General features: G+C 43.6%; 26 protein-coding genes. 5 read left to right on the top strand and 21 right to left on the bottom strand.

Annotated elements, in window-relative coordinates; translation table 11 throughout:
* Positions 1-31: 31 nt before the first annotated feature.
* From LQ216_RS18370 to LQ216_RS18315, 12 genes are all read right to left on the bottom strand, one after another.
* Positions 32-1,504, bottom strand: coding sequence for a nicotinate phosphoribosyltransferase (locus LQ216_RS18370; protein ID WP_230130887.1), 1,473 nt, complete (start codon positions 1,502-1,504; stop codon positions 32-34).
* 17 nt (positions 1,505-1,521) lie between these two features.
* Complete coding sequence (locus LQ216_RS18365; RefSeq protein WP_230130885.1) at positions 1,522-2,427, bottom strand: hypothetical protein; 906 nt, start codon at positions 2,425-2,427, stop codon at positions 1,522-1,524.
* A gap of 17 nt (positions 2,428-2,444) precedes the next feature.
* Complete coding sequence (locus LQ216_RS18360; RefSeq protein ID WP_230130966.1) at positions 2,445-3,209, bottom strand: NUDIX domain-containing protein; 765 nt, start codon at positions 3,207-3,209, stop codon at positions 2,445-2,447.
* A 282-nt stretch (positions 3,210-3,491) separates the two neighbouring features.
* The gene (locus LQ216_RS18355) at positions 3,492-5,021 is read right to left on the bottom strand and encodes an acyl-CoA carboxylase subunit beta (protein WP_230130883.1); all 1,530 of its coding nucleotides are present in this window, start codon (positions 5,019-5,021) and stop codon (positions 3,492-3,494) included.
* 26 nt (positions 5,022-5,047) lie between these two features.
* Positions 5,048-5,830 (bottom strand): enoyl-CoA hydratase, encoded by a 783-nt coding sequence (locus tag LQ216_RS18350; protein ID WP_230130882.1) that lies wholly within the window; start codon positions 5,828-5,830, stop codon positions 5,048-5,050.
* A 22-nt stretch (positions 5,831-5,852) separates the two neighbouring features.
* Positions 5,853-6,758 carry a hydroxymethylglutaryl-CoA lyase gene (locus LQ216_RS18345; RefSeq protein WP_230130880.1) on the bottom strand — a complete coding sequence of 302 codons (906 nt, stop codon included), beginning with the start codon at positions 6,756-6,758 and terminating at the stop codon, positions 5,853-5,855.
* A gap of 19 nt (positions 6,759-6,777) precedes the next feature.
* The gene (locus tag LQ216_RS18340; protein ID WP_230130878.1) at positions 6,778-6,990 is read right to left on the bottom strand and encodes an acetyl-CoA carboxylase biotin carboxyl carrier protein subunit; all 213 of its coding nucleotides are present in this window, start codon (positions 6,988-6,990) and stop codon (positions 6,778-6,780) included.
* Positions 6,991-7,007: 17 nt separating this feature from the next.
* The gene (locus LQ216_RS18335) at positions 7,008-8,366 is read right to left on the bottom strand and encodes an acetyl-CoA carboxylase biotin carboxylase subunit (RefSeq protein WP_230130876.1); all 1,359 of its coding nucleotides are present in this window, start codon (positions 8,364-8,366) and stop codon (positions 7,008-7,010) included.
* Positions 8,359-10,026 (bottom strand): AMP-binding protein, encoded by a 1,668-nt coding sequence (locus tag LQ216_RS18330; RefSeq protein WP_230130874.1) that lies wholly within the window; start codon positions 10,024-10,026, stop codon positions 8,359-8,361. Before LQ216_RS18330 ends, LQ216_RS18335 begins: the two co-directional genes overlap by 8 nt.
* 165 nt (positions 10,027-10,191) lie before the next feature.
* On the bottom strand, positions 10,192-11,334 hold the full coding sequence (locus LQ216_RS18325) for an acyl-CoA dehydrogenase (RefSeq protein ID WP_230130872.1): 1,143 nt from the start codon (positions 11,332-11,334) through the stop codon (positions 10,192-10,194).
* A gap of 73 nt (positions 11,335-11,407) precedes the next feature.
* Entirely contained in the window at positions 11,408-12,025 is a 618-nt protein-coding gene (locus tag LQ216_RS18320; RefSeq protein ID WP_230130964.1) for a TetR/AcrR family transcriptional regulator, read from the bottom strand.
* 105 nt (positions 12,026-12,130) lie between these two features.
* Positions 12,131-12,565 carry a PH domain-containing protein gene (locus LQ216_RS18315; protein ID WP_230130871.1) on the bottom strand — a complete coding sequence of 145 codons (435 nt, stop codon included), beginning with the start codon at positions 12,563-12,565 and terminating at the stop codon, positions 12,131-12,133.
* 135 nt (positions 12,566-12,700) lie between these two features.
* On the opposite strand from LQ216_RS18315, the gene LQ216_RS18310 reads away from it, so the two are divergent.
* Positions 12,701-13,057, top strand: a complete 357-nt coding sequence (locus LQ216_RS18310; RefSeq protein WP_230130869.1) for a DUF4440 domain-containing protein — start codon at positions 12,701-12,703, stop codon at positions 13,055-13,057.
* Between the two features lie 57 nt (positions 13,058-13,114).
* On the opposite strand, the gene LQ216_RS18305 is transcribed toward LQ216_RS18310, so the two are convergent.
* The 6 genes from LQ216_RS18305 to LQ216_RS18280 all read right to left on the bottom strand — a co-directional run bounded on the left by LQ216_RS18305 (position 13,115) and on the right by LQ216_RS18280 (position 21,751).
* Positions 13,115-13,885, bottom strand: a complete 771-nt coding sequence (locus LQ216_RS18305) for a hypothetical protein (protein WP_230130867.1) — start codon at positions 13,883-13,885, stop codon at positions 13,115-13,117.
* Positions 13,886-13,890: 5 nt separating this feature from the next.
* Positions 13,891-14,946, bottom strand: coding sequence for a cytochrome d ubiquinol oxidase subunit II (locus tag LQ216_RS18300; RefSeq protein ID WP_230130865.1), 1,056 nt, complete (start codon positions 14,944-14,946; stop codon positions 13,891-13,893).
* A gap of 15 nt (positions 14,947-14,961) precedes the next feature.
* Positions 14,962-16,317: a cytochrome ubiquinol oxidase subunit I gene (locus tag LQ216_RS18295; protein WP_230130863.1), complete on the bottom strand. Its 1,356-nt coding sequence runs from the start codon at positions 16,315-16,317 to the stop codon at positions 14,962-14,964.
* Between the two features lie 239 nt (positions 16,318-16,556).
* Positions 16,557-19,004, bottom strand: a complete 2,448-nt coding sequence (parC, locus tag LQ216_RS18290) for a DNA topoisomerase IV subunit A (protein WP_230130861.1) — start codon at positions 19,002-19,004, stop codon at positions 16,557-16,559.
* Between the two features lie 3 nt (positions 19,005-19,007).
* Complete coding sequence (gene parE, locus LQ216_RS18285; RefSeq protein WP_230130962.1) at positions 19,008-21,020, bottom strand: DNA topoisomerase IV subunit B; 2,013 nt, start codon at positions 21,018-21,020, stop codon at positions 19,008-19,010.
* 317 nt (positions 21,021-21,337) lie between these two features.
* Entirely contained in the window at positions 21,338-21,751 is a 414-nt protein-coding gene (locus LQ216_RS18280) for a CoA-binding protein (protein WP_230130860.1), read from the bottom strand.
* A 363-nt stretch (positions 21,752-22,114) separates the two neighbouring features.
* Here LQ216_RS18280 and plsY point away from each other — a divergent pair, with 363 nt between their 5' ends.
* The 3 genes from plsY (at position 22,115) to LQ216_RS18265 (ending at position 24,435) form a co-directional block, all read left to right on the top strand.
* Positions 22,115-22,708: a glycerol-3-phosphate 1-O-acyltransferase PlsY gene (gene plsY / locus LQ216_RS18275; RefSeq protein ID WP_230130859.1), complete on the top strand. Its 594-nt coding sequence runs from the start codon at positions 22,115-22,117 to the stop codon at positions 22,706-22,708.
* A 542-nt stretch (positions 22,709-23,250) separates the two neighbouring features.
* Positions 23,251-24,264: a S66 peptidase family protein gene (locus LQ216_RS18270; RefSeq protein ID WP_230130857.1), complete on the top strand. Its 1,014-nt coding sequence runs from the start codon at positions 23,251-23,253 to the stop codon at positions 24,262-24,264.
* Between the two features lie 21 nt (positions 24,265-24,285).
* Positions 24,286-24,435, top strand: a complete 150-nt coding sequence (locus LQ216_RS18265) for a YycC family protein (RefSeq protein ID WP_230130856.1) — start codon at positions 24,286-24,288, stop codon at positions 24,433-24,435.
* A 59-nt stretch (positions 24,436-24,494) separates the two neighbouring features.
* Here LQ216_RS18265 and LQ216_RS18260 read toward each other — a convergent pair whose 3' ends face one another.
* A complete protein-coding gene (locus tag LQ216_RS18260; protein ID WP_230130855.1) occupies positions 24,495-24,827 on the bottom strand; it encodes a helix-turn-helix transcriptional regulator in 333 nt (110 codons plus the stop codon).
* Positions 24,828-25,031: 204 nt separating this feature from the next.
* On the opposite strand from LQ216_RS18260, the gene LQ216_RS18255 reads away from it, so the two are divergent.
* Positions 25,032-25,322 carry a HesB/YadR/YfhF family protein gene (locus LQ216_RS18255; RefSeq protein WP_230130854.1) on the top strand — a complete coding sequence of 97 codons (291 nt, stop codon included), beginning with the start codon at positions 25,032-25,034 and terminating at the stop codon, positions 25,320-25,322.
* A gap of 294 nt (positions 25,323-25,616) precedes the next feature.
* Here LQ216_RS18255 and LQ216_RS18250 read toward each other — a convergent pair whose 3' ends face one another.
* On the bottom strand, positions 25,617-25,766 hold the full coding sequence (locus LQ216_RS18250; RefSeq protein ID WP_230130853.1) for a hypothetical protein: 150 nt from the start codon (positions 25,764-25,766) through the stop codon (positions 25,617-25,619).
* A gap of 96 nt (positions 25,767-25,862) precedes the next feature.
* The gene (locus LQ216_RS18245; protein WP_230130852.1) at positions 25,863-26,636 is read right to left on the bottom strand and encodes a Cof-type HAD-IIB family hydrolase; all 774 of its coding nucleotides are present in this window, start codon (positions 26,634-26,636) and stop codon (positions 25,863-25,865) included.
* Between the last annotated feature and the right edge of the window lie 164 nt (positions 26,637-26,800).

Genomic DNA, 26,800 nt, shown 5'->3' with positions numbered 1-26,800 from the left:
GCTACTACTCCCTCTCTTCCCTTTTCTTGTATTATACCTGATTCTTCATGGCCTCAACTTTTTGTCTGACTTCCTCAATGTTCCGCATTTTATTCTCCCAGCACTTTTCGCTGAGGTCGACTGGATATTCTTCTGGGTTAAGCGCACGCTTGTATTCAGCCCATAACAAGTTCAAATTGTTCTCCGTATTCTGGCGAATCTCATTCATGGACGGCGGATTGTATACCAAATCTCCGTTTTTAAAAATGTTCTCCTGCAGATCGACCGCTTTAAAATCGGTAACGAACTTGCTTAAAAAGGTATGCACCGGATGGAACATTTTCAGTTTTTTCTCCTCGTTCGGATTTTCATCCTCCATCGCAATATAATCTCCCTCCGAATGCTTGTTCACCGTATTGATAATGCGATAGACCTTTTTTTTTCCTGGGGTCGTGACTTTCTCCGGATTCGATGAAATCTTGATTGTATCTACCATATTCCCTTTTTCATCTTCTATCGAAACCAATTTATAGACGGCGCCGAGAGCCGGTTGATCATAGGCGGTAATTAGCTTTGTACCAATGCCCCAAATATCAATTTTTGCCCCCTGGGACTTCAGGTTGATGATCGTATATTCATCCAAGTCGTTGGAAGCGATGATCTTCGTTTCCGTAAACCCGGCCTCATCCAGCATCCTTCTTGCTTCCTTGGATAAATACGAAAGATCCCCGCTATCAAGTCGGATGCCTTTAAAGTTGATTTTATCACCTAGCTCTAGTGCGACCCGGATGGCATTCGGTACTCCTGACCGCAGTGTATCGTATGTGTCGACAAGGAATACACAATCCTTATGTGTGCTCGCATACTTATGGAACGCTTTATATTCATCTTTATAGGCCTGAATCATCGAATGGGCATGAGTTCCCGAAACAGGAATGCCAAACAGCTTCCCCGCCCGCACATTGCTTGTGGAATCGAATCCGGCAATATAGGCGGCCCGGGCTCCCCAGATCGCCGCATCCATTTCTTGGGCGCGTCGGGAACCAAATTCAAGTGCCGAGTCGTTGCCGATGACCTGTTTAATCCGTGATGCTTTCGTGGCCACGAGCGTTTGATAGTTGACGATGTTAAGCAGCGCCGTTTCAACTAACTGAGCTTCGCCAAGCGGCGCTTCGACCCGAAGAATCGGCTCATTGGCAAAGACCAGTTCCCCTTCCTTCATACAGCGGATATTGCCGCTGAAGCGAAGCTCGCTTAAATATTGCAAAAAATCCGGATCATATCCTAAATCATTCCGCAGATAAGCCAGATCGGTATCCGAAAAACGGAAATTCTGAATATAATGGATGACTTTTTCAAGTCCAGCGAAAATCGCATAGCCGCTCTTAAACGGCAGCTTTCTGAAAAACAACTCAAAAACGGCTGTGCGGGTATGTATGTTGTCCTGCCAATACGTTTCGGCCATGTTTATTTGGTATAAATCCGTATGAAGTCCGTAACTGTCATCTACATATTTAGAATACATGTTTGTCCTCCTAATGATCACAATGAGAAATCGCTTGATCTTACAATGTTCACATCATAATGCTTTTCTAAAAGACTAAATTCTTCTTCTGTCACTCTTTCAAATCCAAGTATCGGGGACATGCAATCCTCTAATAGAAATATCCTTGAAGTGATCTCCTTGTTGTCATTGTAATGCTCTGTTATTTGTTTAATGGATTCTAATACACAATGAGATTTTGCCTCTCCGGCCACGACAATCTTGTCATATGTTTTCAAAGACTCCAAAAATTCGATGTTATAATAGTTGTCCCGATCATACTCCGGCTTGATAATGCCATACATTTCGCTCAATGGGTCCAGACCTTTTACGATCTTTTGTATTTCGGAATTTCTCACAACGGAATGGAAGTGGATCATGTTTGAAAATTGCCCTTCCAATGCCGCGCCATTCGTTCCTTGGATACAATGATAAGCCCATATGCACAACTGCTTTTTTCCGGATTTCTCTAAATTCGTGACATACTCCAGGCTTTCAGCGTAATTTTTTACCGGTTTCCACTTGCCTGCTTCTACATCCCTTGCCGTTATTATCGTTAACGGTTCAGGATGTTTACCGTTTTCGTCTAGCCACCAGGATGGATGGAATATTTGCTGTGGCTGGTGGGTATCAATGGATACCGCTATCGAAGTAATCTTATCGATATGGTTATAAAGGAAGCGTGTTACATTTTCGACATCTTTATGCGAATTGGGGACAGACAGCTCACCCTTTTCCATAAAATCGTTTTGAATGTCGATGCCTAAGAATAATACCCTTTCTGTATCATTTGTAGAAGGTGAAATAGCTTCGATGCTTGCGTGAGCTAACAAATCGTTTAATTTTTTTGTATTTGGGCCTCCGATTTCCTGCAGGTTAACAATGGTTTCAAAGCTGGTTTTCATAGTAGTAATCCCCCAATTCAATGATAAATGGAATCTAACACTTCCTGTTTATTAAACCAGTAAAGCTGGGAAGGCCGGAAAGAATTCCGGTTTGTTTTTTTCGGTCGCCCCTTCTCATCTGTTGCCTTTTCTAAAAAGGGGAATTTAGGTGCTTTTGCAAAGAAAATCGAGTCGGAACTAATCTTGGAATCTTTTCCTACCGTCAAAAGAACCCTTTGCAGTTCGGACAAGGTAAATTCTTCGGGCAGAAAGTTTCGGGCAATCGTCGTCTGGACCATTTCTTTTTTGATGATCTCATAAGCTTCGCGAATGATCTTATCGTGATCAAAGGCTAACTCTAACGAAAATACTTCATTCATATCAAACAGGGATACATCTGCAGCGTCGTCGTTAGCTCTGCGCTTTTCGAGATATTGCTCAGGAACAATTGCATAAAACGCATTGGAAATGATCCAACCCCGTTTATCTCTTCCTGGAGTATCATAAACCCCAAAATGTTGGACATGAAAACCGGTTATCCCCGTTTCTTCTAGCAATTCTCTTTTGGCAGCTTCACAGGCTGTCTCATTATGCTGGACAAACCCTCCCGGTAACGCCCATTTATCGCCCTCATAATTCGGATTGCCTTCGTTGTCTTTAGCAGCGCGCTTGATTAACATGATTTTCAAAGTCATTTCCGGCGGGACCTTTTCAGCTGGCTTAAAGGATTCGATCGTGAAGATCGCAATATCTGTGGTGTACCCATCAGGTGTTCTATATTTGGAGGAATCATAGCGTGGCATAGATTCATCATCTAGTTTTTTGCTCACGACAACACCCGCTTTCTGACGTGGCCTAGAGTAATTAGTAACGTTATAATTACTAATTATCCTATACCCAACTATGGTTATTTTCAACAGATTTACCTTTCGTCATTCATTGGGAAAGTAATCCACTATAATGGATTATTGTTAGACTAGTATATTTATTGCCTTCGATTGAATAATAGAAAAAATCCCCTGTAAGAAAACAGAGGATTTCACCATTACATTCTTACTAAAATAGTGCCTACATAATTCGACTTATTATACCGGATAAACCCCGTGTTTGCGTGTTGTAAAAGTTTGCTGCTTAGAGATGTATGCTTCGAACCGGCTGATTAGTTCGTTACGGAGATCGTTCGGCTGGACAATATGATCAACGACCATTTCCGAAGCGAGACGGTAAATATCAATATCCTTTTTGTACTCTTCGCGCTTTATCTCTATAAAAGCAGTGCGCTCTTCAGGAGGCAGCTCCTTGATTTTATTAGCGTATACGGCATTGACCGCGGCTTCCGGGCCCATCACCGCAATCGACGCGGTCGGCAGTGCAAGACAGCAATCGGGTTCGAATGCTGGACCGGCCATCGCATAAAGACCCGCGCCATATGCTTTTCGGACGATAACTGAAATTTTTGGAACAGTCGCTTCACTCATCGCCGATATCATCTTTGCCCCGTGACGGATAATACCAGCTTGCTCCACTTTTGTGCCGATCATGAAGCCTGGAATATCAGCCAAAAATAAAAGCGGGATATTGAAAGCATCACAAAGGGTGATGAATTTTGCCGCTTTGTCGGCAGAATCATGGAACAAAACGCCGCCTTTGACACGCGGCTGATTGGCGATGACCCCGATTGTTTTGCCGTTTAGCCGGGCCAGCCCTGTTACTAATTCCGGTGCGAACAATTTCTTGATTTCACAAAACGACCCTTCGTCTATGATCCTAACAATGAAGTCGTGCATATTAAATGGTGCGTTTTGGTTGGCCGGAAGCAAGTCCTCCAGCGTTTTTTTGAATTCCTCAGGAAGCTGCGGCTCCTTTTCTGCCGGCTTCTCCGAGAAATTAGCTGGAAAGTATGCGAGATAACGGCGGGCATATTCGATGGCTTCCTGTTCTGAATGAACGAGGACATCGCCGCATCCCGATACGGAACAATGCATTCTTGCCCCGCCCATTTCTTCTTCCGTCACCTTTTCACCGATAACCATTTCTGCCATCCGTGGTGACCCAAGATACATCGACGCGTTTCCTTCGACCATGACAACGATGTCACAAAAAGCAGGGATGTAAGCACCCCCTGCAGCAGATGGTCCAAAAAGGAGACAAACCTGCGGTACTTTTCCGGACAGCTTCACCTGATTATAAAAAATCCTGCCGGCTCCCCTCCTACCAGGAAACATTTCCACCTGGTCGGTAATGCGCGCCCCGGCTGAATCAACTAAATAAAGCATCGGGACCTCAAGTTTCTCGGCCGTTTCCTGAATACGAATAATTTTCTCAACTGTTCTCGCTCCCCAGGATCCCGCTTTTACCGTGGAATCGTTCGCCATTACACAAACGGTTTGGCCATTAATTTTACCAATCCCTGTGACGACGCCGTCTGCAGGTAAGCCGTCACTCATGCAATTGGCGAAAAAAGCATCTTCCACCTCAATGCCTTCATCGAATAGCAGCTCCAATCTTGCCCGGACGAACAGCTTTCCTTTTTCTTGATTCTTTTCGTGATATTTTTCCAAACCGCCCTTATGTATCGTATCAACGGTTTCATTGAGTTTTTCTTTTAATGACATGTTGCTTTATTCCTCCTTTCAGTCGCTCATTCCCCCGTAAAAACCGGCTTTCTTTTTTCTTTGAAAGCGTTGAGTCCTTCGAGCCTGTCGCTTGTATGAAGAGTCTCGCGATAACAAATTTCTTCAATCTTCAAGCCTGTTGCAAGATCAGTCTCGATCCCCTGATTGATTGCCTTTTTTGCGGCCTGCAAGGCAATCGGCGCGTTGCGGGCTATTTCATTCGCCATGGAGATTGCTTCATTGAGCAATTGGTCATTGTCAGCTACCTTACAGATTAGACCTATACGCTCTGCTTCAAAAGCATCGATTCTTCTAGCTGTAAAAATTAACTCTTTCGCTTTGGCGGTGCCAATGATTCGTGGCAGCCTTTGCGTTCCGCCAGCCCCGGGAATGATGCCGAGGGACGTTTCTGTTAGCCCCATTTTCGCAGTCTCGACCGCAATCCGGATGTCACAGGCAAGAGCAAGCTCAAGGCCACCGCCGAATGCCGACCCATTAATCGCCGCAATCACAGGCTGCGGCAGTATTTCAATGCCAGAAATCGTATCACCGATCAGCTTGACGGTCTGTGTCACTTCCGTCTCATTCATGCCGGCCCGCTCCTTTAAATCAGCACCGGCACAAAATGCCTTATCGCCTGCACCGGTCAATATGACACATCTCACCGCAGGGTCGGATTGCAGTTCTTTCAAAACGTCACTCAAATCATTCAACAGCGTCAAAGACAAAGCATTTGCCGCTTCCAGCCGATTCATTGTGATAATCGCGATGGCCGGGATATCTCTGTTAAGATTAATAATGGAAGACATAAGAAACACTCCTAAAAAGGGGTTAATTTAACTGGTTGGAATAGACGGCCATCTGATGGCTTGGCAGCTGTTTGTTAAGTTTTTTCTGCATGAGCAGCGCTGCTTCCATCAGTAGTTCCTGATCGACTCCTGTGGAAATCCCCATTTTCTCAAGCATATGGACAAGATCATCGGTCGCCACGTTTCCGCTTGCACCAGGGGCATACGGACAGCCCCCAAGACCGCCAAGTGCTGAATCAAATGTCGAAATTCCATAATCCAATGCTTTCAGGATATTCGCCATGGCCATACCCCGGGTATCATGGAAATGAAGGGCAATCCTGTTTCGATCATATCTCTTTACTGCAAGCTCGAGAAACGTTTCCACCTGCCTTGGGTTAGCGACGCCAATTGTATCACCGAGTGAGAGCTCGCCGATTCCCATATCCAACAGCCTGTCACAAACCATGAAAACCTGGTCAAAAGAAACTTTGCCCTCATATGGACAGCCAAACACGGTTGAAACATAGCCCCTGACGTTTCTTCTCGCATCATGGGCTGAACGGACTGTTTCCTGAAGGACGGGAAAAGTAGCTTCGATTGATTTATTAATGTTCTTGATGTTATGGGTTTCACTGGCTGACATAAATACAGAAATCTCATCAATGTCCGCTGTCAGCGCAGCTTCAAGCCCTTTCATGTTTGGGACAAGGGCGCCATATGTAATCCCCGGATTTTTTTTTATTCCCTTCGCGACCTCAGCGGCATCACTCAGTTGGGGGATCCATTTCGGATTGACGAATGACGTAATTTCAATGTATGACAAACCTGTTTGAGACAAAGTGTCAATCCAAGCGATCTTGCTTTCTGTCGGAACAATTTCCTTTTCATTTTGTAAGCCGTCCCTTGGACCGACTTCCTTGATGATTATTTGATCAGGCCACTTCATCGAATCCCTCCGTCAGTTTTTACTCGATAATCGCTAAAACATCGCCTTCGTTCACAAAATCAGTTTCATTCACATTTATTTCTTTGACCGTCCCTGCCATTTCTGCTGATATCGGGATTTCCATTTTCATTGATTCCAGAATGATGACATCCTGTCCCTCCGTAACATTTTCACCAACGGACACTGCGATTTTCCATACGCTGCCTGCCATGCTTGCTTTCACTTCTGCCATAATGATTACCTCCTGAGCTACGACGTTGGTAGTTGCGGTTGATTGTAGAGCTTTTCGATAAAATCAGTTGTTGTTTCTCCTTGCTTGAATTCTTTGTAAGAAACGATTTCGTTCAGCATTGGGACATTCGTTTTAATTCCCTCGACTTTATAAACAGCAAGGGCTGTCTGCAATCTATCAATTGCTTCCAGTCTAGTAGATCCTTTGACGACCAATTTAGCTATCATCGGATCATAAAATGGGGTAACCTCGGAACTTTCATTTATCGCCAATTCATGACGAATCCCTTTACCCTTCGGCAGGTTTAACGCGGTGATCTTACCTGGTGACGGGTAAAAGGTCAACGGATCTTCTGCGTAAATCCGGGCTTCGATCGCATGACCATTCCGAATAATCTCATCCTGCTTCAAAGAAAGATTTTCCCCGAAGGCAATCCTGATTTGCCGTTCAACCAGGTCAAGTCCGGTAATTTCTTCGGTTATCGGATGTTCAACCTGAAGCCGGGTGTTCATTTCCAGGAAGAAAAAGTTTTTATCCTTATCTACTAAAAACTCTATCGTTCCGGCATTGCTGTAGCCGATCGCTCCTGCAGCCTTAACGGCGGCTTCTCCCATTTTCTGCCTAGTTGCTTCATCGAGGAAAGGCGAAGGGGCCTCCTCGATTACCTTTTGGTGCCGCCGTTGAATCGAGCATTCCCGCTCCCATAAATAAACGGCATCACCATGGTTATCAGCGAGAATCTGAATTTCGATATGCCTTGGTTTTTCAATCAGCTTCTCAATGAACATATCCCCGTTTCCAAAAAACATTTGCGCCCGCTTCTGGTTCCCTTCAAAGGCTTTTAGAAGCTCTTCATTGTTATTGACAGCCTGCATGCCGATACCGCCGCCGCCCGCTGATGCTTTCAACATAATCGGGTAGCCGATTCTTTCAGCCTCAAGCAACGCTTCTTCTTTATCAGCCAATGGGCGGGAAAGTCCGGGCACTAACGGCAAACCGGCTGCTTCCATTGTTTTTCTTGCTTCTACTTTGTTGCCCATTTTCCGAATTACCTTTGAATCCGGACCGATAAAAACAATCCCTTCGTTACTACAGCGATCGGCAAAGTCCGCATTTTCGCTTAAAAAGCCATACCCGGGATGGATCGCATCACAGCCTGATTCCTTGGCGATTTCGATGATTTTCTCCCCATTCAAATAACTTTCGTTCACCCTCGGTCCACCGAGAAGGTAATCTTCATCTGCCAGGGATACGAACGGGGAGTTTCTATCTGCTTCGGAGTAAACGGCAACTGTTGTTATCCCCATGAGTTTGCACGTTCGGATCACTCTAGCGGCGATCTCCCCACGGTTTGCAATAAGAATTTTGCTAAACACGCACATCCCTCCCTACCGCGCGAGTCTCGCTCAACAAATCAAGCGATTGTTCACGCAATTTATATTTTTGGATTTTGCCTGATGCTGTCATCGGATATTGGTCGGTAAATTGAATATAACGGGGGATTTTATGCCGCGATATCTTCCCGCTACAATATTCTCTGATTGTTTCCGCCGTTATGGTTTCTCCTTCTTTCGGAATGATCCAGGCCATGACTTCTTCTCCGTACTTTTGATCTGGTACCCCGATTACCTGTATGTCAAGGACGGCTGGATGCTGATAAAGAAACTCCTCGATTTCGCGGGGATAGATATTCTCACCACCCCGGATGATCATATCCTTCAGCCTTCCGGTCACCCTGCAGTAGCCGTTTTCATCCATGACCGCCAAATCGCCGGTATGCAGCCAGCCTTCCCCATCAATCGCTTCCTTCGTTGCCTCCGGGTTATGATAGTATCCTTTCATGACATGATAGCCTCTTGTGCACAATTCACCCTGGACGCCACGCGACACCTCATGAGATGTGCCCGGTTCTACGATCTTCACCTCGACGTTCGGCAGCGCCCGGCCCACGGAGGATACTCGCAATTCAAGCGGGTCGTTCGTGCGTGTTTGGGTGATCACAGGTGAGGACTCCGTCTGCCCGTAAGCAATCGTAATCTCCGAAGCACCCATTTTATGGGCGACATTTTTCATGACTTCGATTGGGCAGTTGGAGCCTGCCATGATCCCGGTTCTTAGGGAACTCAGATTATAAGAGTCAAAGTCTGGGAGATTCAGTTCCGCGATAAACATCGTCGGGACGCCATGAAGCGCGGTGCATTTCTCTGCTTCCACGGTCCGGAGCACTTTTTCCGGGTTGAATTCTTCAAGCGGGACCATTGTCGCTCCGACCGATACACAGGCCATATTGGCAAGCACGCAGCCGAAACAATGGAAAAAGGGTACCGGGATGCATAAACGGTCTGTTGATGTCAATTTCATACAGGCAGCAATGTTGTAGCCGTTATTGACAATATTGGAATGCGTCAGCATGACCCCTTTCGGAAAGCCTGTCGTGCCCGAGGTGTATTGCATATTGATGACATCATCGGGATCCATAGACTCCATCCGGGCATCGAGCATCTCTTCAGAGACGCTGTCTTTACCAGCCATGACATTATCCCAGGAAAAAGTACCGGGATATCGCTTCTTGCCAAGAACAATGACATTTTTTAGTTTCGGCAGTTTCTTAGATTGTAATTTCCCTGGCTCGCACGTTTTTAATTCGGGAATGATCTCATATAACGTCTCCATGTATGAATGGTCCTTAAATTTTTCCATCAAAATGATCGTTGAAGAATCAGATTGTTGTAACAGGTATTCCAATTCGGCGGCCCGATAATTGGTATTCACCGTAACGAGGACAGCCCCCATTTTGCCAGTGGAGTACTGGGTAATCAGCCATTCCGGTTGATTCGTGGCCCAGATGGAGATGTGGTCCCCTTTTTCGATTCCGAGTGACATGAATCCCCGGGCTGCTTCCCGGCAAACCATTTCAAATTCTTTATATGTGTAGCGCAATCCAAGGTCATGGTATACAACCGCTTCCTGTTCTCCCTCGTTCTTCGCTGTTTGTTCCAAAAGCTTCCCAACCGTAACATGCAATAATTCAGACATCTGACTCCTCCCATGAATTAGTTTAGGATGAATGCTCTACGACTGTCTTATGATTGATGGTGTGTTTCCGGACTTGCCCAGGATGGGCTGGCGTCGACGTAAGACATAACGATGTGGCAGGTGTTAGTCGACGTTCATTTCTTGAAATGCGCTTGCGCTTTTCAACTAGCAGCCTAATTGTCTGGCAATGACGATTCTCTGAATCTCTGAAGTCCCTTCACCGATTTCAAGTAATTTGGCATCTCGTAAATAACGCTCGACTTCATATTCACGCATATAGCCAGAGCCCCCATGAATCTGAATTGCCTGATTACATGACCGGAATGCCATTTCAGTGGCAAAAAGCTTGGCATAGGCTGATTCTTTTGTAAATGGCTTATTATTGTCCTTTAGCCAGGCGGCTTTATAGACCATATTCCTTGCCAACTCGATTTCCATCGCCATATCAGCCAGCTTGAATTGAATCGCTTGGAAATTGGATATCGGTTGACCGAACTGCTGCCGTTCTTTTGCAAAGCTAAGCGCACGGTCGAACGCCGCCTGGGCAAGTCCTACGGCCAATGCGGCAATTGAAATTCTGCCACCATCAAGCGTATACAAGAATTGCTTGAAGCCTTTTTGCGGATCTCCCAATAAATTCTCCTTCGGTACACGGACGTCCTCAAGAATAATTTCGCATGTATTGGAAGCGCGCACGCCCATCTTTTCATAATTGCAAGTAATCGTAAGGCCCGGCGTATCTGTAGGAACGATAAATGCGGAAATGATATTCTTGCCACGTTCGTCTTTTCCTGAGACAGCCGTCACCGTGATGGTCTCTGAGTAGCCGGCGTTAGTGATCCAGCATTTCTCGCCATTGATCACGTACTCATCACCAACGAGCACAGCTTGTGTCCGGGTTCCACCCGCGTCACTCCCGGCGTTCGGTTCGGTTAACCCAAACGCGGCAAGTGTTTCACCCTTTGCGAGCGGGACCAGATACTTCTGTTTCTGTTCCTCTGTTCCGAAATAGTAGATAGGACTCGCGCCAAGGGATACCGCTGCCGCATAGCTTAAACCGGTGCCGCCGCACGCCTTGCCGATCTCCTCGACCGCGATCGCGTAGGAAATTGTATCCCCGCCGGAACCGCCGTATTCTTCCGGGAACGGGATGCCCAGCAAGCCAAGTTCTCCGATTTTCTTGAACACATCTTCCGCGAATTGTGACTTTTCGTCTAGTTCAATCGCGATCGGCTTAATCTCCTTCTCTGCCAGCTCGCGCACCATTTCCTTGACCATTTGCTGTTCCTTAGAGAGTGCAAACTCCATATAACTCCTCCTCCATTCATGTTTTTCCGTTCGTAGACCGACTGGTTGGTCGGTTAATCGCTAATGTAAGCGTTTACTTTTTATCTAAAGCTAATCTGCTTTCCAAGAAATATTCCTTGAATATGCCGTCTTTCTTTGTCTGCTCTGTCAAAAGCGATTGCAGAATTAGGTCTACATAAATATCGGCGATTTCCTCGATCGTTTTTTCACCGTCTTTTTTGTACCATTTATAAGACCAGTTCACCATTCCTAAAATGGACATGCCGGTGATTTCGACAGGCAGTTCAGGCCGGAATTCTCCCTTTTCAATCCCTTCCCGGATTACGTCAAAAATGATTACTTTATAGGATTCTCGTTTTTCTTTGATGGCGTCAACATATTGGGGCTTTAAATAGATACTTTCCTGATAGAATACTGAAATGTGAGGTTTATAGAGATCAAACACTTTTACAAATGACTTAATGATCTTCTGCATTTTTTCTGAGGGGTTCATATCGGTTTCAATAATTTCCTGTGCCTTGGTTAATACATATGAGATGAAGTAGTCATGAATGACAAAAAGCAGTTCATCCTTCGACCCGAAGTGGTGGTAAAAACCGCCTTTTGACGTGCCGGTTTCCCTGACGATCTGATTAACCGTAACGCCATGAAACCCATGACGTTCAAAAAGATTGAGCGCTGTTTCAATAATGCGGTCCTTTAAATCCGTAAGGCATCACTCCTTATCACTCGCAAATATAAAAAAGCAGCTTTCAATCTGATTTTAACAAACATTTCTGAATTGTCAATTTGCATTTTAAAAGCCCTTGGTTTCCAATTCTATCGTTATATCATGATTGATTTCTTTAAGTGCTGAGGTGAATTGCTCTTTGTCCTTCGGTGAAATAATGACGGTATCGTCCATGTTATACTTGATTTCGATTCTGTCCAAAGATAATGCCGGACTTGATATCGGATTGTAGGTCCTGCGGATGCTATGGATCGTTTTAATATGTATCATTTTCTTTATAGGTCCGGAACTCACGTACAAGGTTTCCCCTTTAATCTCATAATAAGTCGTAAACCACAGCCAGGCAACTAAAGCAGCAGCCAGGACAGGTATGATGACATCTGCCAGATTGCCCTCTCCGGTACCTTTCAAAAAATGATAAATAGCAGTTCCTGTTCCCCAAAGGATCAGGCCCCATAAAACTACTGATATGAACGGTCCTTTTTTCGAGTAGTATCTCATCGTAACACTTCCTATCTAACATTTGTTTTCTTCTATTCTATTTTATAGATAAAAAGGAAAAAAGTGCAACAGCATAATCTATGATTCCGTCCGAAATATGCTATAATTTTTAGAATTATTATAGGGGGGATGACCATGGAAAGCCATTCATCATTAGAAGAGCATATTCGTCAGTTAGAGGAGCAATTGCTTACGGCTGAAGTTCGTACATCTATAGGTGAACTTGAGAGTCTGCTTTCAGACGATTTTCTTGAATTTACAAGCTCTGGACAAACAAAAAATAAACAGGATTGTCTCGATGGGTTGACTGTATTTGAAAGCACAAGGTCTGATTTTGAAATAAAGCCTTTGGCTTCAGATGTCGTGCTGATTACCTATCGTTTACATGATTTAACCAGAAAGCAACATACTTTGCGCAGTTCTATTTGGAAGGATATAGACGGAAGATGGAAAATGTGTTTTCATCAAGGAACTCCGGTCAAGTCTAAATGATGAATTGAGGTGCATAACAAAGGAGCTGATTCGCAACGAATGAATCAGCTCCTTACATTATTCCTTACTGTTCTTTTCTATGTGCGTTTTCGTCCTTGTTCCGACCAGCTCCCATTTCCCATCTTGGTACTCCCATTCTGAATAGACGTCTGCCAATGCATCCGCATGATAAGCGCCGCTGACACGTTGAGTACCCCTTAACCCTTTGCCGCTGTTCTTGGAGTCGAAAATTCTCAATAATGAATAGGGGTCGACCATGACTTCTGTCGGTTCGTTCAACTTGCCATTGGGTTGATATAAACCGATTCTTTCATAGTCCTTTTTCCGCTCACTGACGTCCAAGAAAAGAGTTTTCTGAAAAGGTATTGAAAGGTTAACTTTATAGTTATCTAAAAATTGCCCGTTTATTTCAACAGGTGGCGGTACCGTCAAATCAACTGCTTTCTCGCCGGTAAACGTATAAGCATAGCTGTTAATGATACCTCCGCTGGAACCCGTTGGAATGGTGATGAACACATCATCCACTCCATCACGATTAAAGTCGGCAAATTCAAGCTTCGGTTCATAGCCTGCATCCAGCGGAACTTCGATTTTTTTCCCTTTTGCCACTTTAACTACAAGTTTGATCTTTTTTAAAAAAAGGCTTTCGGATTCATAGAGAACCCCTTCTATAGATACGCTATCCAATTTACCATCACCGGTCACATCGTGCTTATTTGTCACAACTGTCTGTTCATCTGATTTTGAATTCTCCTGGGCAGCTGCTGAGTTATAACCAATTGACACACATAAAACAATCGTTAAAAGCTTGAGTAAATTGCCTGACATGCCATTTATCCCCCTCTCAACGGATTCTTGGACTCTTTAGATTTCGAACGGCTGTCTTTCATGAAAATGGACCAGAAGTAAATAAATCCTGGAAATAGAATCAGGAAACCGACAATGTAGGTGGCAAAAACAGCCCGGAACGAATTTGGATCAGTGAAGCCAGATTCGATTGTGACATGCGGATAGACCATATACGGCAAATGGGCCCGTCCATAGACAAAACTGGCAATCAAATATTGAATGGTGACCGCCACCACGGCTGCCCTTGGCAAGCCGCTGACAGCTTTTTTCGTAAAGAACGGCAGGTATAGCGCTACACCACCGATCAGGAAAAAACAGACAGAGGCAATTAAAAGCGGCAGGTCCTCCATCATTTTCACATAGATCCAGTTCGCTTCCTGTTCTAAAGTCACCATGATGATTAGAGCCATAATCATCGAAATCGGACCCGTTATTATCGCATCTCTGCGGTATACCTTGAAAGCCTCCAGCTCATCTGATGCATTTGAATAGTCGGAAAGAAGCAAGGAAGACAAAAATAATGTACTGCTGATCGCAAAGCCGATAAACGCATACGTGTTTGGACTGGTAAATACCTCACCTAAATTCAGTATTTCGTTGCCATCCGTGATTTCCACAAAGTCTCCGTGCGTGATGGGCAGCACGCTGATTAATAAACCGGGTATGATGATTCCCGCGATCCCGGATATATAAGTAAGGACCTTTCTATAGTCCGTTGCAGTATTGGAAAAAACGAGAAAAGCGCTGCGGAGTGCAAGCAGCAGCAAAATAGCACTTCCCGGAACTAACAGAATGGTGCCAAGCGTATAGGCTGCCCCCGGAAACATACTGTACACGGCAATCACCAACGCGACAATGAACGTGTTTGTAACCTCCCAGGTCGGTGATAAATAGCGATTGGCGATATTCGTTGCGCCTGTCTTCGTACGGTTAATGTATACCATCGACCAGAATCCAGCACCAAAATCCATCGTGGCCATAACCGAGTAAATAAAAACAAAACCCCAAAGAACCGTACTCGCGATTACTGCATCCGTCACGTCATCTCCCCCTTATCAATTAGAACCATATAAGTGAACCCCTTTTTCCTCCGCGCGGTGTATATCATCGATAACCGTATTCCGTTTAAAATAATAGAGAATCACAAATACGACCGCCGCCCCTAGAATGATATAGACAATGATAAATAACATAAATAATATCCCCAGATTAGGCGCGGATGTGACTGAATTCGCCGTCGATAATGTCCTGTAAATCGACCATGGCTGGCGGCCGGTGCACGCCAAAATCCACCCGCTTTCTATTGCAGCCACAGCAGCCGGGCCTGACAAAACGAATAACCATATCATCCATTTTGAAAAATCTTTTTTCAGCCATTTATCCCAGACAATTGCAGCGAATGCCAGCACAATTAACAGGGACCCGGTTATGAACATGATATTGAACATCGTATGGACAAAAAGCGGCGGCCATAACTCTTCCGGAAAGTCGTTCAAGCCTTGCACCTCTGTATCAAAACTGTTTCCGGCAAGAAAGCTTAGCATCCAAGGAATTTCAATTCCCCATTTGACCTCCTGTTCTTCTTTATCAGTAAAACCGAGTACGCTTAAAGGCGCATGGGTTTGTGTTTCAAATAATCCTTCGGCAGCCGCCAATTTTTCAGGCTGGGTGTGAAATATATTTTGAGTGGTAGCATGCCCGTTGAGAGCTGTCAGCAAGCTAAAGACCCCGCCGGTTATGACAGCGAGCATTAACGCTTTTTTATGAAAACCATACAGCATCGAACCTGCCCCTGCTTTGATCATTTTAAAGGCGGCAACAGCGGCGACCACAAACGCACCGGTCGTATAGGCGGATAAAGCAACATGACCCGCTGTTACGAGGAAGCTTTTATTAAAAAACGCTTTCCATGGTTCAACGTCGACGATTCTCCCATCTTCGACCCTAAAGCCTGCGGGAGTCCCCTGAAAGGCATGCACATTGGAAATAAGTACAGCAGAAGCAACCGCCCCAAATGCCACTAACGTCAAACTAATGATTCTCATCCACGGTGGAATCTTATCCGCTGCGTATACATAAATGGACATAAATAAGGCCTCTACAAAAAAGGCGTAAATCTCAATTTGGAACGGCAATGCCATAACCCGCCCGATAACCTCCATAAAACCGGGCCAAAGCAAAGACAGCTGTACTCCTGCAATAGTACCGGTTGGAATACCGACACCAAGCAAAACGGCAAACGTCTTTGTCCAGCGCTTAGCCATAACGGCATAGTGGAAATCCTTTGTCCTTTGGTACATCAATTCAGCGAGGAGCATCATGAGCGGCAATCCCACTCCAATCGTTGCAAAAATAATATGAAACCCCATCGTAGTCCCAAACATCGACCGGGCTATTACTAAATGATCCATCAAATCTTTCCTTCCGTCTGGTATAATTTTTTCTTAGTATTTCCAAGAGAAAAGAAATTATTGAAGGTATTTCCACTATTTATTAAAAATAGCGCAATGGTTCTAAGTGGTTTAAACCTTTGCCAGGTCTATGTGGTTTTGGTGTGTTGGAGTTGTTTATTTTTGGACAGATTAGAAGCTTGTAGGAAATCAAAAGAAAAAGGACCAAATCCAATGATTTGGTCCTAAAAAATAACTAATTATGATTCTTGAGTGTCGCTTTTTTCTTCGACGCTGATTTTCCAAATGCCCTTTGCGTTGCCGCTTTCGCTATCATCGAGGATGAACGATCCATTCGTATAACGGTCAGTAAATTTAAGAGAAGAAACATGAACGGTTTCGACCGCTCCCTTTTCTGATTCAATGAAAATGGAATCGGTCTTCACAGCCGTTTCAAAGCCGATGACCCGATGTGGGTTCGACTTTAACTCTCGCAATACGACAACACCACGTTTGGCGCGGCTTGCTTTTTCAAACTCGGTAAGCTTCATTTTCTTAATGGCTCCGCGCTGGGTCACAATCACGATGGCTTCCGCATTCTCCTTATTCAGGACCTTACCGCCTACGACATAATCGCCATCTTTTAAGTTAATGCCTTTGACACCGGCAGCACGGGCACCGACGATACTCACTTCCTCTTCATCGAACCACAGGGCGTATCCGTAGTTAGTTATAAGGAAGACTTCACTCTGTCCATCTGTCAAATGGACGTCCACAAGCTCATCGCCGCCTTTTAAGTTAAGCGCAACAAGTGACTTGGAATAGCGCTGTGCTTTGTATGCGGGCAGCTCGGTTTTCTTTGCCATTCCCTGTTTTGTGACAAACAGTAAATAGTTTGGCTGTGCAAAATCCTTGATAGGAATGGCTTTGACAATTTGCTCATCGCGTTCGATCGGGATGATGTTAGCAATATGCTGGCCCGTTTCCTTCCAGCGGATGTCCGGAAGCTGATGCACCGGGCAATATAAATAATTTCCTTTGTTGGTGAATAGTAAAATAACATCGGTTGTGTTGGTTTCTAACTTTTGCAGCAGGCGATCGCTGTCCTTCATGCCAAAATCAAGCCCGCCGGATGCCGCATAGGAACGGAGTGATGTGCGCTTGACATAGCCTTGATTCGTAACCGTCACCATCACATCTTCGCTTGCGATAAGCACTTCAAGATTAATCTTAATTTCCTCGATCTCGTCTTCAATTTTAGAGCGTCGTACATCGTTATACTCTTTTTTAATTTGCTTCAGCTCTTTTTTGATGACTCCCAGGAGAACCTTCTCGCTTTCAAGAATGGCTGTCAGCTCGGCAATCTTGTTTTTCAACTCCGCAGCTTCAGCCTGCAGAGCCGTAATATCGGTATTCGTTAAGCGGTAAAGCTGTAAAGAAACGATCGCTTCAGCCTGCGGCTCGGTAAAATCGAACTTCGCAATCAAGTTATCCTTGGCGTCCCGCTTATCATTGGATGAACGGATACTAGCTATGACCTCGTCCAAAATCGACAAGGCCTTCATCAGCCCGTCTACGATATGTGCGCGGTCATGCGCTTTTTGTAATTCATAGCGCGAACGGTTGGTGATGACCTCCTTACGGTGACCGATGTAAGCATCGAGCATCTTCGGAAGGCTCATCAACGTCGGCCGCTTTTTATAAATCGCGATCATGTTGAAATTGTAAGCCACCTGCAAATCGGTATTTTTATATAAATAATTCAATACACCGTTTGCGTCTGCTTCTTTTTTCAGTTCAATGACGATCCGCATGCCTGTCCGGTCTGTTTCATCACGAACTTCTGCAATGCCCTCCATCTTGCGGTCGATACGAAACTCGTCTATTTTTTTGACAAGATTGGCTTTGTTCACCTCAAAAGGGATTTCGGTAATGACGATTTGCTGCTTTCCGCCGCGGATTTCTTCCACTTCCGCTTTACCTCGGATGATGATTTTCCCTTTTCCGGTTTCATAAGCCTTTTTGATGCCTTCTATCCCCTGGATAATGCCGCCTGTCGGAAAATCGGGCCCTTTAATGACCGTCATCAATTCATCAACGGTCACATCCGGCTTTTCAATCCGCATAATGGCCGCATCAATCACTTCTCCTAATTGATGCGGAGGAATATCGGTCGCGTAACCCGCAGAAATACCGGTAGAGCCATTAACAAGCAAATTCGGATACATCGCCGGAAGAACAACTGGTTCGTTTGAAGTATCATCAAAGTTTGGCACAAGATTGACCGTTCTTTTATCGATATCTCGCAGTAATTCCGATGCAATCGCGGAAAGCCTTGCTTCGGTATAACGCATAGCAGCCGGCGGATCCCCGTCGATGCTTCCGTTATTGCCGTGCATTTGAATCATGACATTCCGTAGCTTCCAGTCCTGGCTCATCCGTACCATCGCTTCATACACGGAAGAATCTCCATGCGGGTGATAGTTACCAATGACATTCCCTACTGTTTTTGCAGCTTTTCGGTATCCTTTATCGTTTGTGTTTCCTTCCACATGCATCGCGTATAAAATACGTCTTTGCACGGGCTTCAGACCGTCCCGGGCATCGGGAAGGGCACGATCCTGGATAATATATTTACTATAGCGGCCAAAGCGGTCGCCAATTACCTCTTCTAAAGGCAAATCATGAAATTTCTCACTTGCAGACATAAATTATTTGACCTCCTGTGCAACCGACATATTTTCATTATCTAAAATATTCGATTCTTCTTCGAGACCAAATTCAACATTGGATTCGATCCATTTACGGCGCGGTTCAACCTTGTCTCCCATCAGCGTTGTCACACGTCTTTCCGCGCGGGCACCGTCATCAATTTTGACGCGGATCAGTGTTCTTGTCTCAGGATTCATCGTTGTTTCCCAAAGCTGGTCTGCATTCATTTCTCCCAAACCTTTATAGCGCTGGATCATATAACCTTTGCCTACCTTTTCCAGTGCATCTTTTAGCTCATCGTCACTCCAGGAATACTCAATGACTTCTTTTTTTCCAGCGCCTTTGCTCACCTTATATAAAGGAGGAAGGGCAATATACACTTTCCCAGCATCAAACAGTGGTTTCATGTAGCGATAAAAGAAAGTGAGCAATAATACCTGAATATGGGCACCATCCGTATCCGCATCGGTCATGATAATGACTTTATCGTAATTCATGTCCTCTACGTTAAATTCGGGACCGACTCCTGCGCCGATGGCATGGATGATCGTATTGATTTCTTCATTTTTAAAAATATCCTGAAGCTTTGCTTTTTCCGTATTGATTACCTTACCACGCAATGGAAGCACGGCCTGGAAGCGACGGTCGCGTCCCTGCTTGGCCGACCCACCCGCGGAATCACCTTCCACAAGGTACAATTCATTTTTCTGCGGATTCCGCGATTGCGCCGGTGTCAATTTACCGGATAGAATGGCATCGGATTTCTTCCGTTTTTTGCCGCCTCTCGCATCCTCACGGGCTCTTCTTGCCGCTTCGCGAGCCTGGAATGCTTTGATCGATTTTTTGACTAAAAGTGCTCCCGTCTCGGGATTTTCTTCAAAAAAATAAGCAAGATGCTCTGAGACGATGGAATCAACGGCAGACCGTGCCTCACTTGTCCCAAGCTTGCTTTTCGTCTGACCTTCGAATTGGAGGAATTCCTCCGGGATCCTCACCGATATTATCGCGGACAAGCCTTCACGAATGTCGGATCCTTCCAGGTTTTTATCCTTTTCCTTTAAAAGGCCAGCTTTTCTCGCATAATCGTTAAACGCGCGAGTCATCGCTGTCTTCGCACCGACCTCATGCGTGCCGCCATCCTTTGTTCTCACATTATTGACAAAGCTTAGCACATTCTCCGAATATCCATCGTTGAATTGAAAAGCTAGGTCGACTTCCATGTCATTTTGCTGCCCTTCAAAGCTGACAACGGTATGAAGCGAATCTTTTTCTTCATTCAAATACTGCACAAATGCTTCGATGCCATTTTCAAAATGAAAGACATCATGCTCTTCGTGCCGCTCATCTATTAATTCAATCTTCATTCCTTTTAGGAGGAATGCCGACTCTCTTAACCTTTCACTTACTGTTACATAATTGTAGGTCGTCGTCGAAAAAATCGATGGATCCGGTTTGAAGTGAATCTTCGTGCCGGACTGATTGGTTTTCCCGAGCTTTTCCAGTGTTGTGACCGGCTTCCCGCCATCCTGGAATCTTTGCTCATAGACAAAACCGTCCCTTTTAATCGTCACAACGAGCCACTCTGAGAGGGCATTAACGACAGAAGCACCAACACCGTGCAAGCCTCCGCTCGTTTTATAGCCGCCCTGGCCAAACTTACCGCCGGCATGGAGGATGGTCAGAATTACTTCTGGGGTTGGCTTACCAAGCTTATGCATTCCGGTCGGCATCCCCCGGCCTTTGTCTGTTACACTGATGCTATCATCTTTATGAATTTTGACGATTATATGATCACCGTGACCGGCCAAAGCTTCGTCAACCGAGTTATCAACAATTTCATAAACAAGATGATGCAGTCCCCGGGCATCGGTGCTACCAATATACATCCCCGGACGTTTTCTTACGGCTTCAAGTCCCTCAAGTACTTGAATCGCATCATCGTTGTAATCAAATGAATTAATGTTTCTTGCCACAGAAATTCCCCTTTCCTTGCAACACAATTTCCGGGCCATATCATACTGCATGAAATGACTCTCATCTTTAAGTAGGTACTAACCCTTTATAACATAACTATAAATGATTTGTACAAAAAGAACAAATGTTCGTTCCTCGGCTTTTAGCTTTATGTATGAATCGCCCAGTTAAAGCCTTTTAGTGTATATGACTAATTGTAGCGATATTTTTTTATTTGGCAAATCGTTTTTAAAAATTTAGCTAAAAGCGTATACCCCTTTGTGTTTCCGGCTCTTTTCAGTTGCATTCTGCTTACATTTGGTATATTTCTGTCAAATAAAGAAAACTCGCCGATTGGCGAGCCTTTTTAGGTTTCCTATTTAGTCATTGCGTGTTCTACTTTAATACAGCGGTCCATGACGACCGTATATCCTTTGTCTTTGAGAAACTGGTAGGCTTCTTCGTTGGCCACGCCAAGCTGCCCCCAGAAAATATCGGAATCGATCTCGTCGAATTCCTTTGCGATCTCCGGCAAATATTCAGAACGTCTGAACACGTTGACGATATCGACATGCCCTTCAATTTCCTTCAAGGACGATACTGCCTTCACACCAAGGACTTCGTCTACAGAAGGGTTGACCGGTATGATTTCATAGCCGTTATCCTGCATCGCTTTGGCAATCATGTAAGACGTTCGTTCAGGATTATCGGAAAGACCGACAACGGCGATCCGTTTTGCTTTTTTCAAAATAGCGCCAATTTCTTCACGGCTTGGATTTTCTATAACCATAAGTAACATCTCCCTGTTATTATTTTTCCAGCAACGACCTCTTGACTTCCATATTAGCAAATCATTCAACATGCATGCTAAATAACTGCTTATTTTATATACATACCCTATTCATGGAAATAAAATCGAAAAAAAGAAATAACGTTTTAGTACAACAGTTCTTTTTTATTCACTTCTAAGTTCCGGTGATGAAGATGAAAAATCCCCTAAGATCTTTTGCTGTCTCAAAAAAATGAGAGAAAGGGAATGGTTTTTTCTCATTTACGTGATAAAATAAGGTAGCATTTCTTCAGGCAGCACTCATTCTTTTAATTTCAACTGAAATTTTCAGATTACATAACTTATTAAGAAAGGGCAATTATTATGATTATGACGGTTATAACCATCCTGCTGGCGTATTTGATCGGCTCGATCCCTTCAGGATTAATTATTGGCAAGCTTTTTTACAATACAGATATCCGCGAGCATGGCAGCAAAAACCTTGGTGGTACCAACACATTCCGCACGCTGGGCATTAAAGCGGGCTTAGTCGTAACAGCGATGGATATCCTTAAAGGGACGCTGGCGACGTTACTGCCGCTCATGTTAGGAACGGAAGCTGATGTCCATCTACTGTTAGCGGGTGTAGTGGCAGTGGTCGGACATATGTACCCGGTCTTTGCCGGCTTCAAGGGCGGAAAGGCGGTTGCCACATCAGGCGGAATCTTGCTGGCGTATACGCCGTTCTTATTCTTGCTGGTCGTCATCATCTTCTTTATTTCATTATATCTAACAAAATATGTATCTTTATCTTCTATGATTGTCGCTGTAGTCGCTGTGATCTACACATTAATAACCACCCCTAAGGATCCACTGATTATTGTGATTTCTATACTGGCAATCTTCATCTTTTACAGACATAGGGCAAATATTAGGCGAATAATCGACAAGACCGAACCGAAAATAAAGTGGTTATAAGAAAAACCGGGCTCTCGTTGATCCCGGTTTTTCCTTACTCCTTATTCAAAACAAATTTTTTATGGCCGAATTTGTCTTCCCTAATATCAAGTGTCGCATCATTAAAATAAGGTTCGTCGCGCTTATGGATCAGGACATTAATATCCCTAATTGAAACAACCTGATCTTCTTGGAGTGGCTTCTCTTCCAGAGAAAGCTTTAGCTGAGGGCCGCCTCAGCCAATGCCCATCGAGACGCGCAAATACAGGGTTTCTTCCTTTTTTTTCTCATCTTCAATGATCGAATGAATTTTATCATATGCCACGGCTGTCATATCAAACATTAGGCTGCCCCTCCTTTGTCATTATTTTAGGATTGAAACTTCATGAACTCTTAACCTTCTATATAAAATAACAATCCCCGAATTTGAATGCAAATAAACCGGCCTGGAAAAGGAGCAGCAGCTGGTCATATTTATTACGTATTCTTCACGACCTTCTTTTTTAGTCATTTAACTTTAGTTTTGAGAGATGTAAACTTAATTAAATTAAGGGGGAATCTCAATGATTAACTATCCGATTTTAAAACAAGGGGCAACAATCGGGGTGACGGCACCTTCTTCAGGTGTCCCGGAAGAATTACACGACATGTTTAAACTCGCATGCAGGCGCATGGAAAAAGAAGGATATTGCGTCATTTGCGGTGAGACGGTTTGGACCCAAGACAAGGCAAAGTCTGCTCCCGCTGCAAAGCGTGCCGAAGAATTTAATGAAATGGCGCAGGATGATAATATAGATATCATTATCCCTCCATGGGGCGGGCAGCTGTTAATCGAAATGATCGAACACGTGAACTTTGATAACATCAATAAAAAATGGATTCTCGGTTATTCTGACACAAGTGTTCTGTTACTGGCCATCACACTGAAAACTGGTTTGGCAACGGCTCATGGAACAAATTTGGTTGATCTCAGGGGTGAATTTTCCGATAATACAACGGCCAAGTGGGAAACTGTCCTTACCACAACAATCGGGGAATCAGTCATCCAACATTCTTCAGAGAAATATCAAAAGGAATGGCAACACGATAATCCATCACCATATGTGTTTAACTTGACCGAGACAACTTTTTGGAAAACCGTTTCGGGGAAAAGTGAAAAGATTAAAGGCCGCTTACTTGGCGGATGCATTGACGTAATCAGACATTTAATCGGCACACCCTATGGAAACGTAAAACAATTCAGAGAACAGGTTATTAATAGGGAACCGATTTTATGGTATTTAGAGAATTGTGATCTATCTACCACTGATTTGCGCAGATCACTCGTCCAAATGAAATTAGCAGGCTGGTTTGACGGGTGTTCAGGCATTATGTTCGGCCGCAGTGAAGCCAATATCCCTGAAGGTAACTACACCGCGGAAGATGTGTATAAAGACCTTTCGGATGAGCTTCAAATACCTATTATCTATGATATCGATTGTGGCCATTTACCTCCACAAATTACGTTTATCAACGGTGCTTATGCAGAGGTAGAAATTGAAGCTGGAAAAGGAACTGTTCTACAACGTTTTAAATAATATTCTTTTAAGGAGAAACAAATGCGCCCTTTACAAATATCACCGGAAACGGCCCAAAAACTATCAAAATCTTTAAACATGCCGCTCGAACAAATCATGCATATGCCTCAGCATATCTTGCTCGCGAGGCTTGCCGAGATTCAAAAAAACGAAGAGACGAACCCTGAATAAAACGAAAAGCTACCATGTCGATAATAAATGGTAGCTTTCGTTTTCCAATCCCACACTTCTCATCTTCTATATTCGATTATATTTTGGATGATGACTTGGAAATCCTTCCATTGGTTCACATAAGCCTCTAATTCTTGAAAGCCCAATTTTGTTATGTAGTAATATTTCCTGCGGGGCCCCTCAAAGGAATCCTTCCAATAACTTTTCACCAATTCTTTTTCTTCGAGTTTCTTCAATGCCGGATATAACGTTCCTTCTTTTAACTGAAGGTAATCATTGCTTACTTGCCTCAACAATTCTGTCAACTCATACCCATACATATCTTTTTCCTTGAGAAGTGATAATAAAATCATCTCAGTCGTTCCTTTTAGAAGCTCAGTTTTCCGCAACATAGCCTCCTTCTCTATATCTTATTAAATTATAGTGATTTATGTCACAATATCTTAATAATGAATAGTTTATCATTTAGGTATGGATCTATATCAATAACAATTCAACAGGATGTTTGTAATTCCTGCTAGCTCCAAACTGGTTCATTCGTTTCTTTTTATGTTATCCTCTATACTATAGCATCACTTATGAAGGAGGAGATTTTCATGAATCTAACTATTTCCGATGAAGCAGTAACGTGGTATGCAGATGAGATGAATTTGCATACCGGGGATCATCTTCGGTTCTATGCCCGATATGGTGGTTCCAGCAAAGTCCAAAGCGGCTTCTCTTTAGGAATCAACAATGAGGCTCCCTTTAATCCTGCTACAACCATAGAAAAAAACGGCATCACTTTTTATATTGAAGAAGACGATCTGTGGTTTTTTGATGGACATGATCTTTCCGTGTCTCTAAATGAAAAATACGGTGAACCTGATTTTCAATTTGATAAATAAGAGCCTTGCCCTGGCTGACGCTTATGCGTCAGCCTTTTTTATGCCTTTTTAGTCCGTTACTCTCTAACCTAGATCGGATCACGATGTAGTGGCGGAATAAAGATAGAGTAGCTAAGTGATCACTATATCGCTATTTGACATAGCTCGACTTGAAGAAACCTTTATACCTAAGTAGTGCCAATGATGCTAACAAGCAACAAAAAGAGGATCCAAAATGGACACCCCTAATAAAACCAAATTATTCTATTAGACTTCATTTCTTTATAACAGTATTTACGATTATTAGCATTGAAATCAAATTAAAAAAAAGCTTCCGCCATCTATCACTTCCATTTCCTTATACGCTAGTGCAGGGGCACGGAATTCCTTCTTTGAACGGGGACTCGAAATACCCTCTTCGGCGGCATTTTCCCATGAGACCATGATTGTATGACCCGATTCCATTGAGTTTCCCATAGGTAAGTACAATTAGAATGTGTTAACTTGATGCATTGAGAGTCGGTATTAAGTTCTTATAAAAAAGAACTCCTTTGTTTCTGTTTAAATTATCCCATATTTTTTTAATGCAAACTCAATACCGTCTTCACTGGATTTTTTAGTTACGAAATCAGCAACATTTTTTAATTTTTCATTTCCATTCCCCATTGCTACACCAAGTCCTACTAATTCCAACATGTCTATGTCATTCTCTCCATCGCCAAACGCAATAGCTTCCGATTTATCAATGTTAAAATATTGTAAAACTTCTTTGATGGCTAAAGATTTAGATACCTCTTCTTGTAATATATTCAACACAAAAGGATGCCATCTTTTAAATATTAGATGAGGAAATTTATGAATGTATTTCTCAACCGTTTCATCATTTGCAAACAGACACATTAAAAATACTTCTTGATTATGAATCAGCTGATTTATTGCAGGATAATCATTCAATGACAAAGTTTCCTTCAACGCTTTTAGTATGTTAGTATCTTTTACACCGTTCATGCTAAAATCTTCGGTGTAGAATGAAAGAGCGTGATTCTCTGTGTATGCAAAATCAACCACTTCTTGTATTATGTTTTGATCCATCGGTACTTTATAAATTACCTTTTGATTGTGCTTCACATACGCTCCGTTTGCTGTGATGAAGGTATCTATCCTCAATTCCCCTATTTCTTTGCACATGGATAACGGTCTTCCTGTTGCAGCTACAACCTTTAATCCTCTGCTTTTCAATGCTTTAATTGCTTCTTTAGTTTTATTTGAAATACTACCATCCTCATGATGTGTAATAGTTCCATCAATATCGAAAAAAACGATTTTGTAATCCATAAAAAATCCCCTTTATATCATCAACTCTTGCACCCGTTCGTAATATAAGGTTAGCCAGATATTTCTGGTTGACCTTTTTATTTATGGTCTTAATATTACGGTAGTCGGGGTAGAACGTCGCACCCGTGGGTTAAATCCCGTCAACTAAACTGTTCACCCCCTAC

Source organism: Bacillus sp. CECT 9360 (assembly GCF_918741275.1).
GTDB lineage: Bacteria > Bacillota > Bacilli > Bacillales > DSM-1321 > Peribacillus.
Note: the sequence above shows the minus strand (reverse complement) of the source record. Positions and strands in the feature narration are given on the sequence as shown.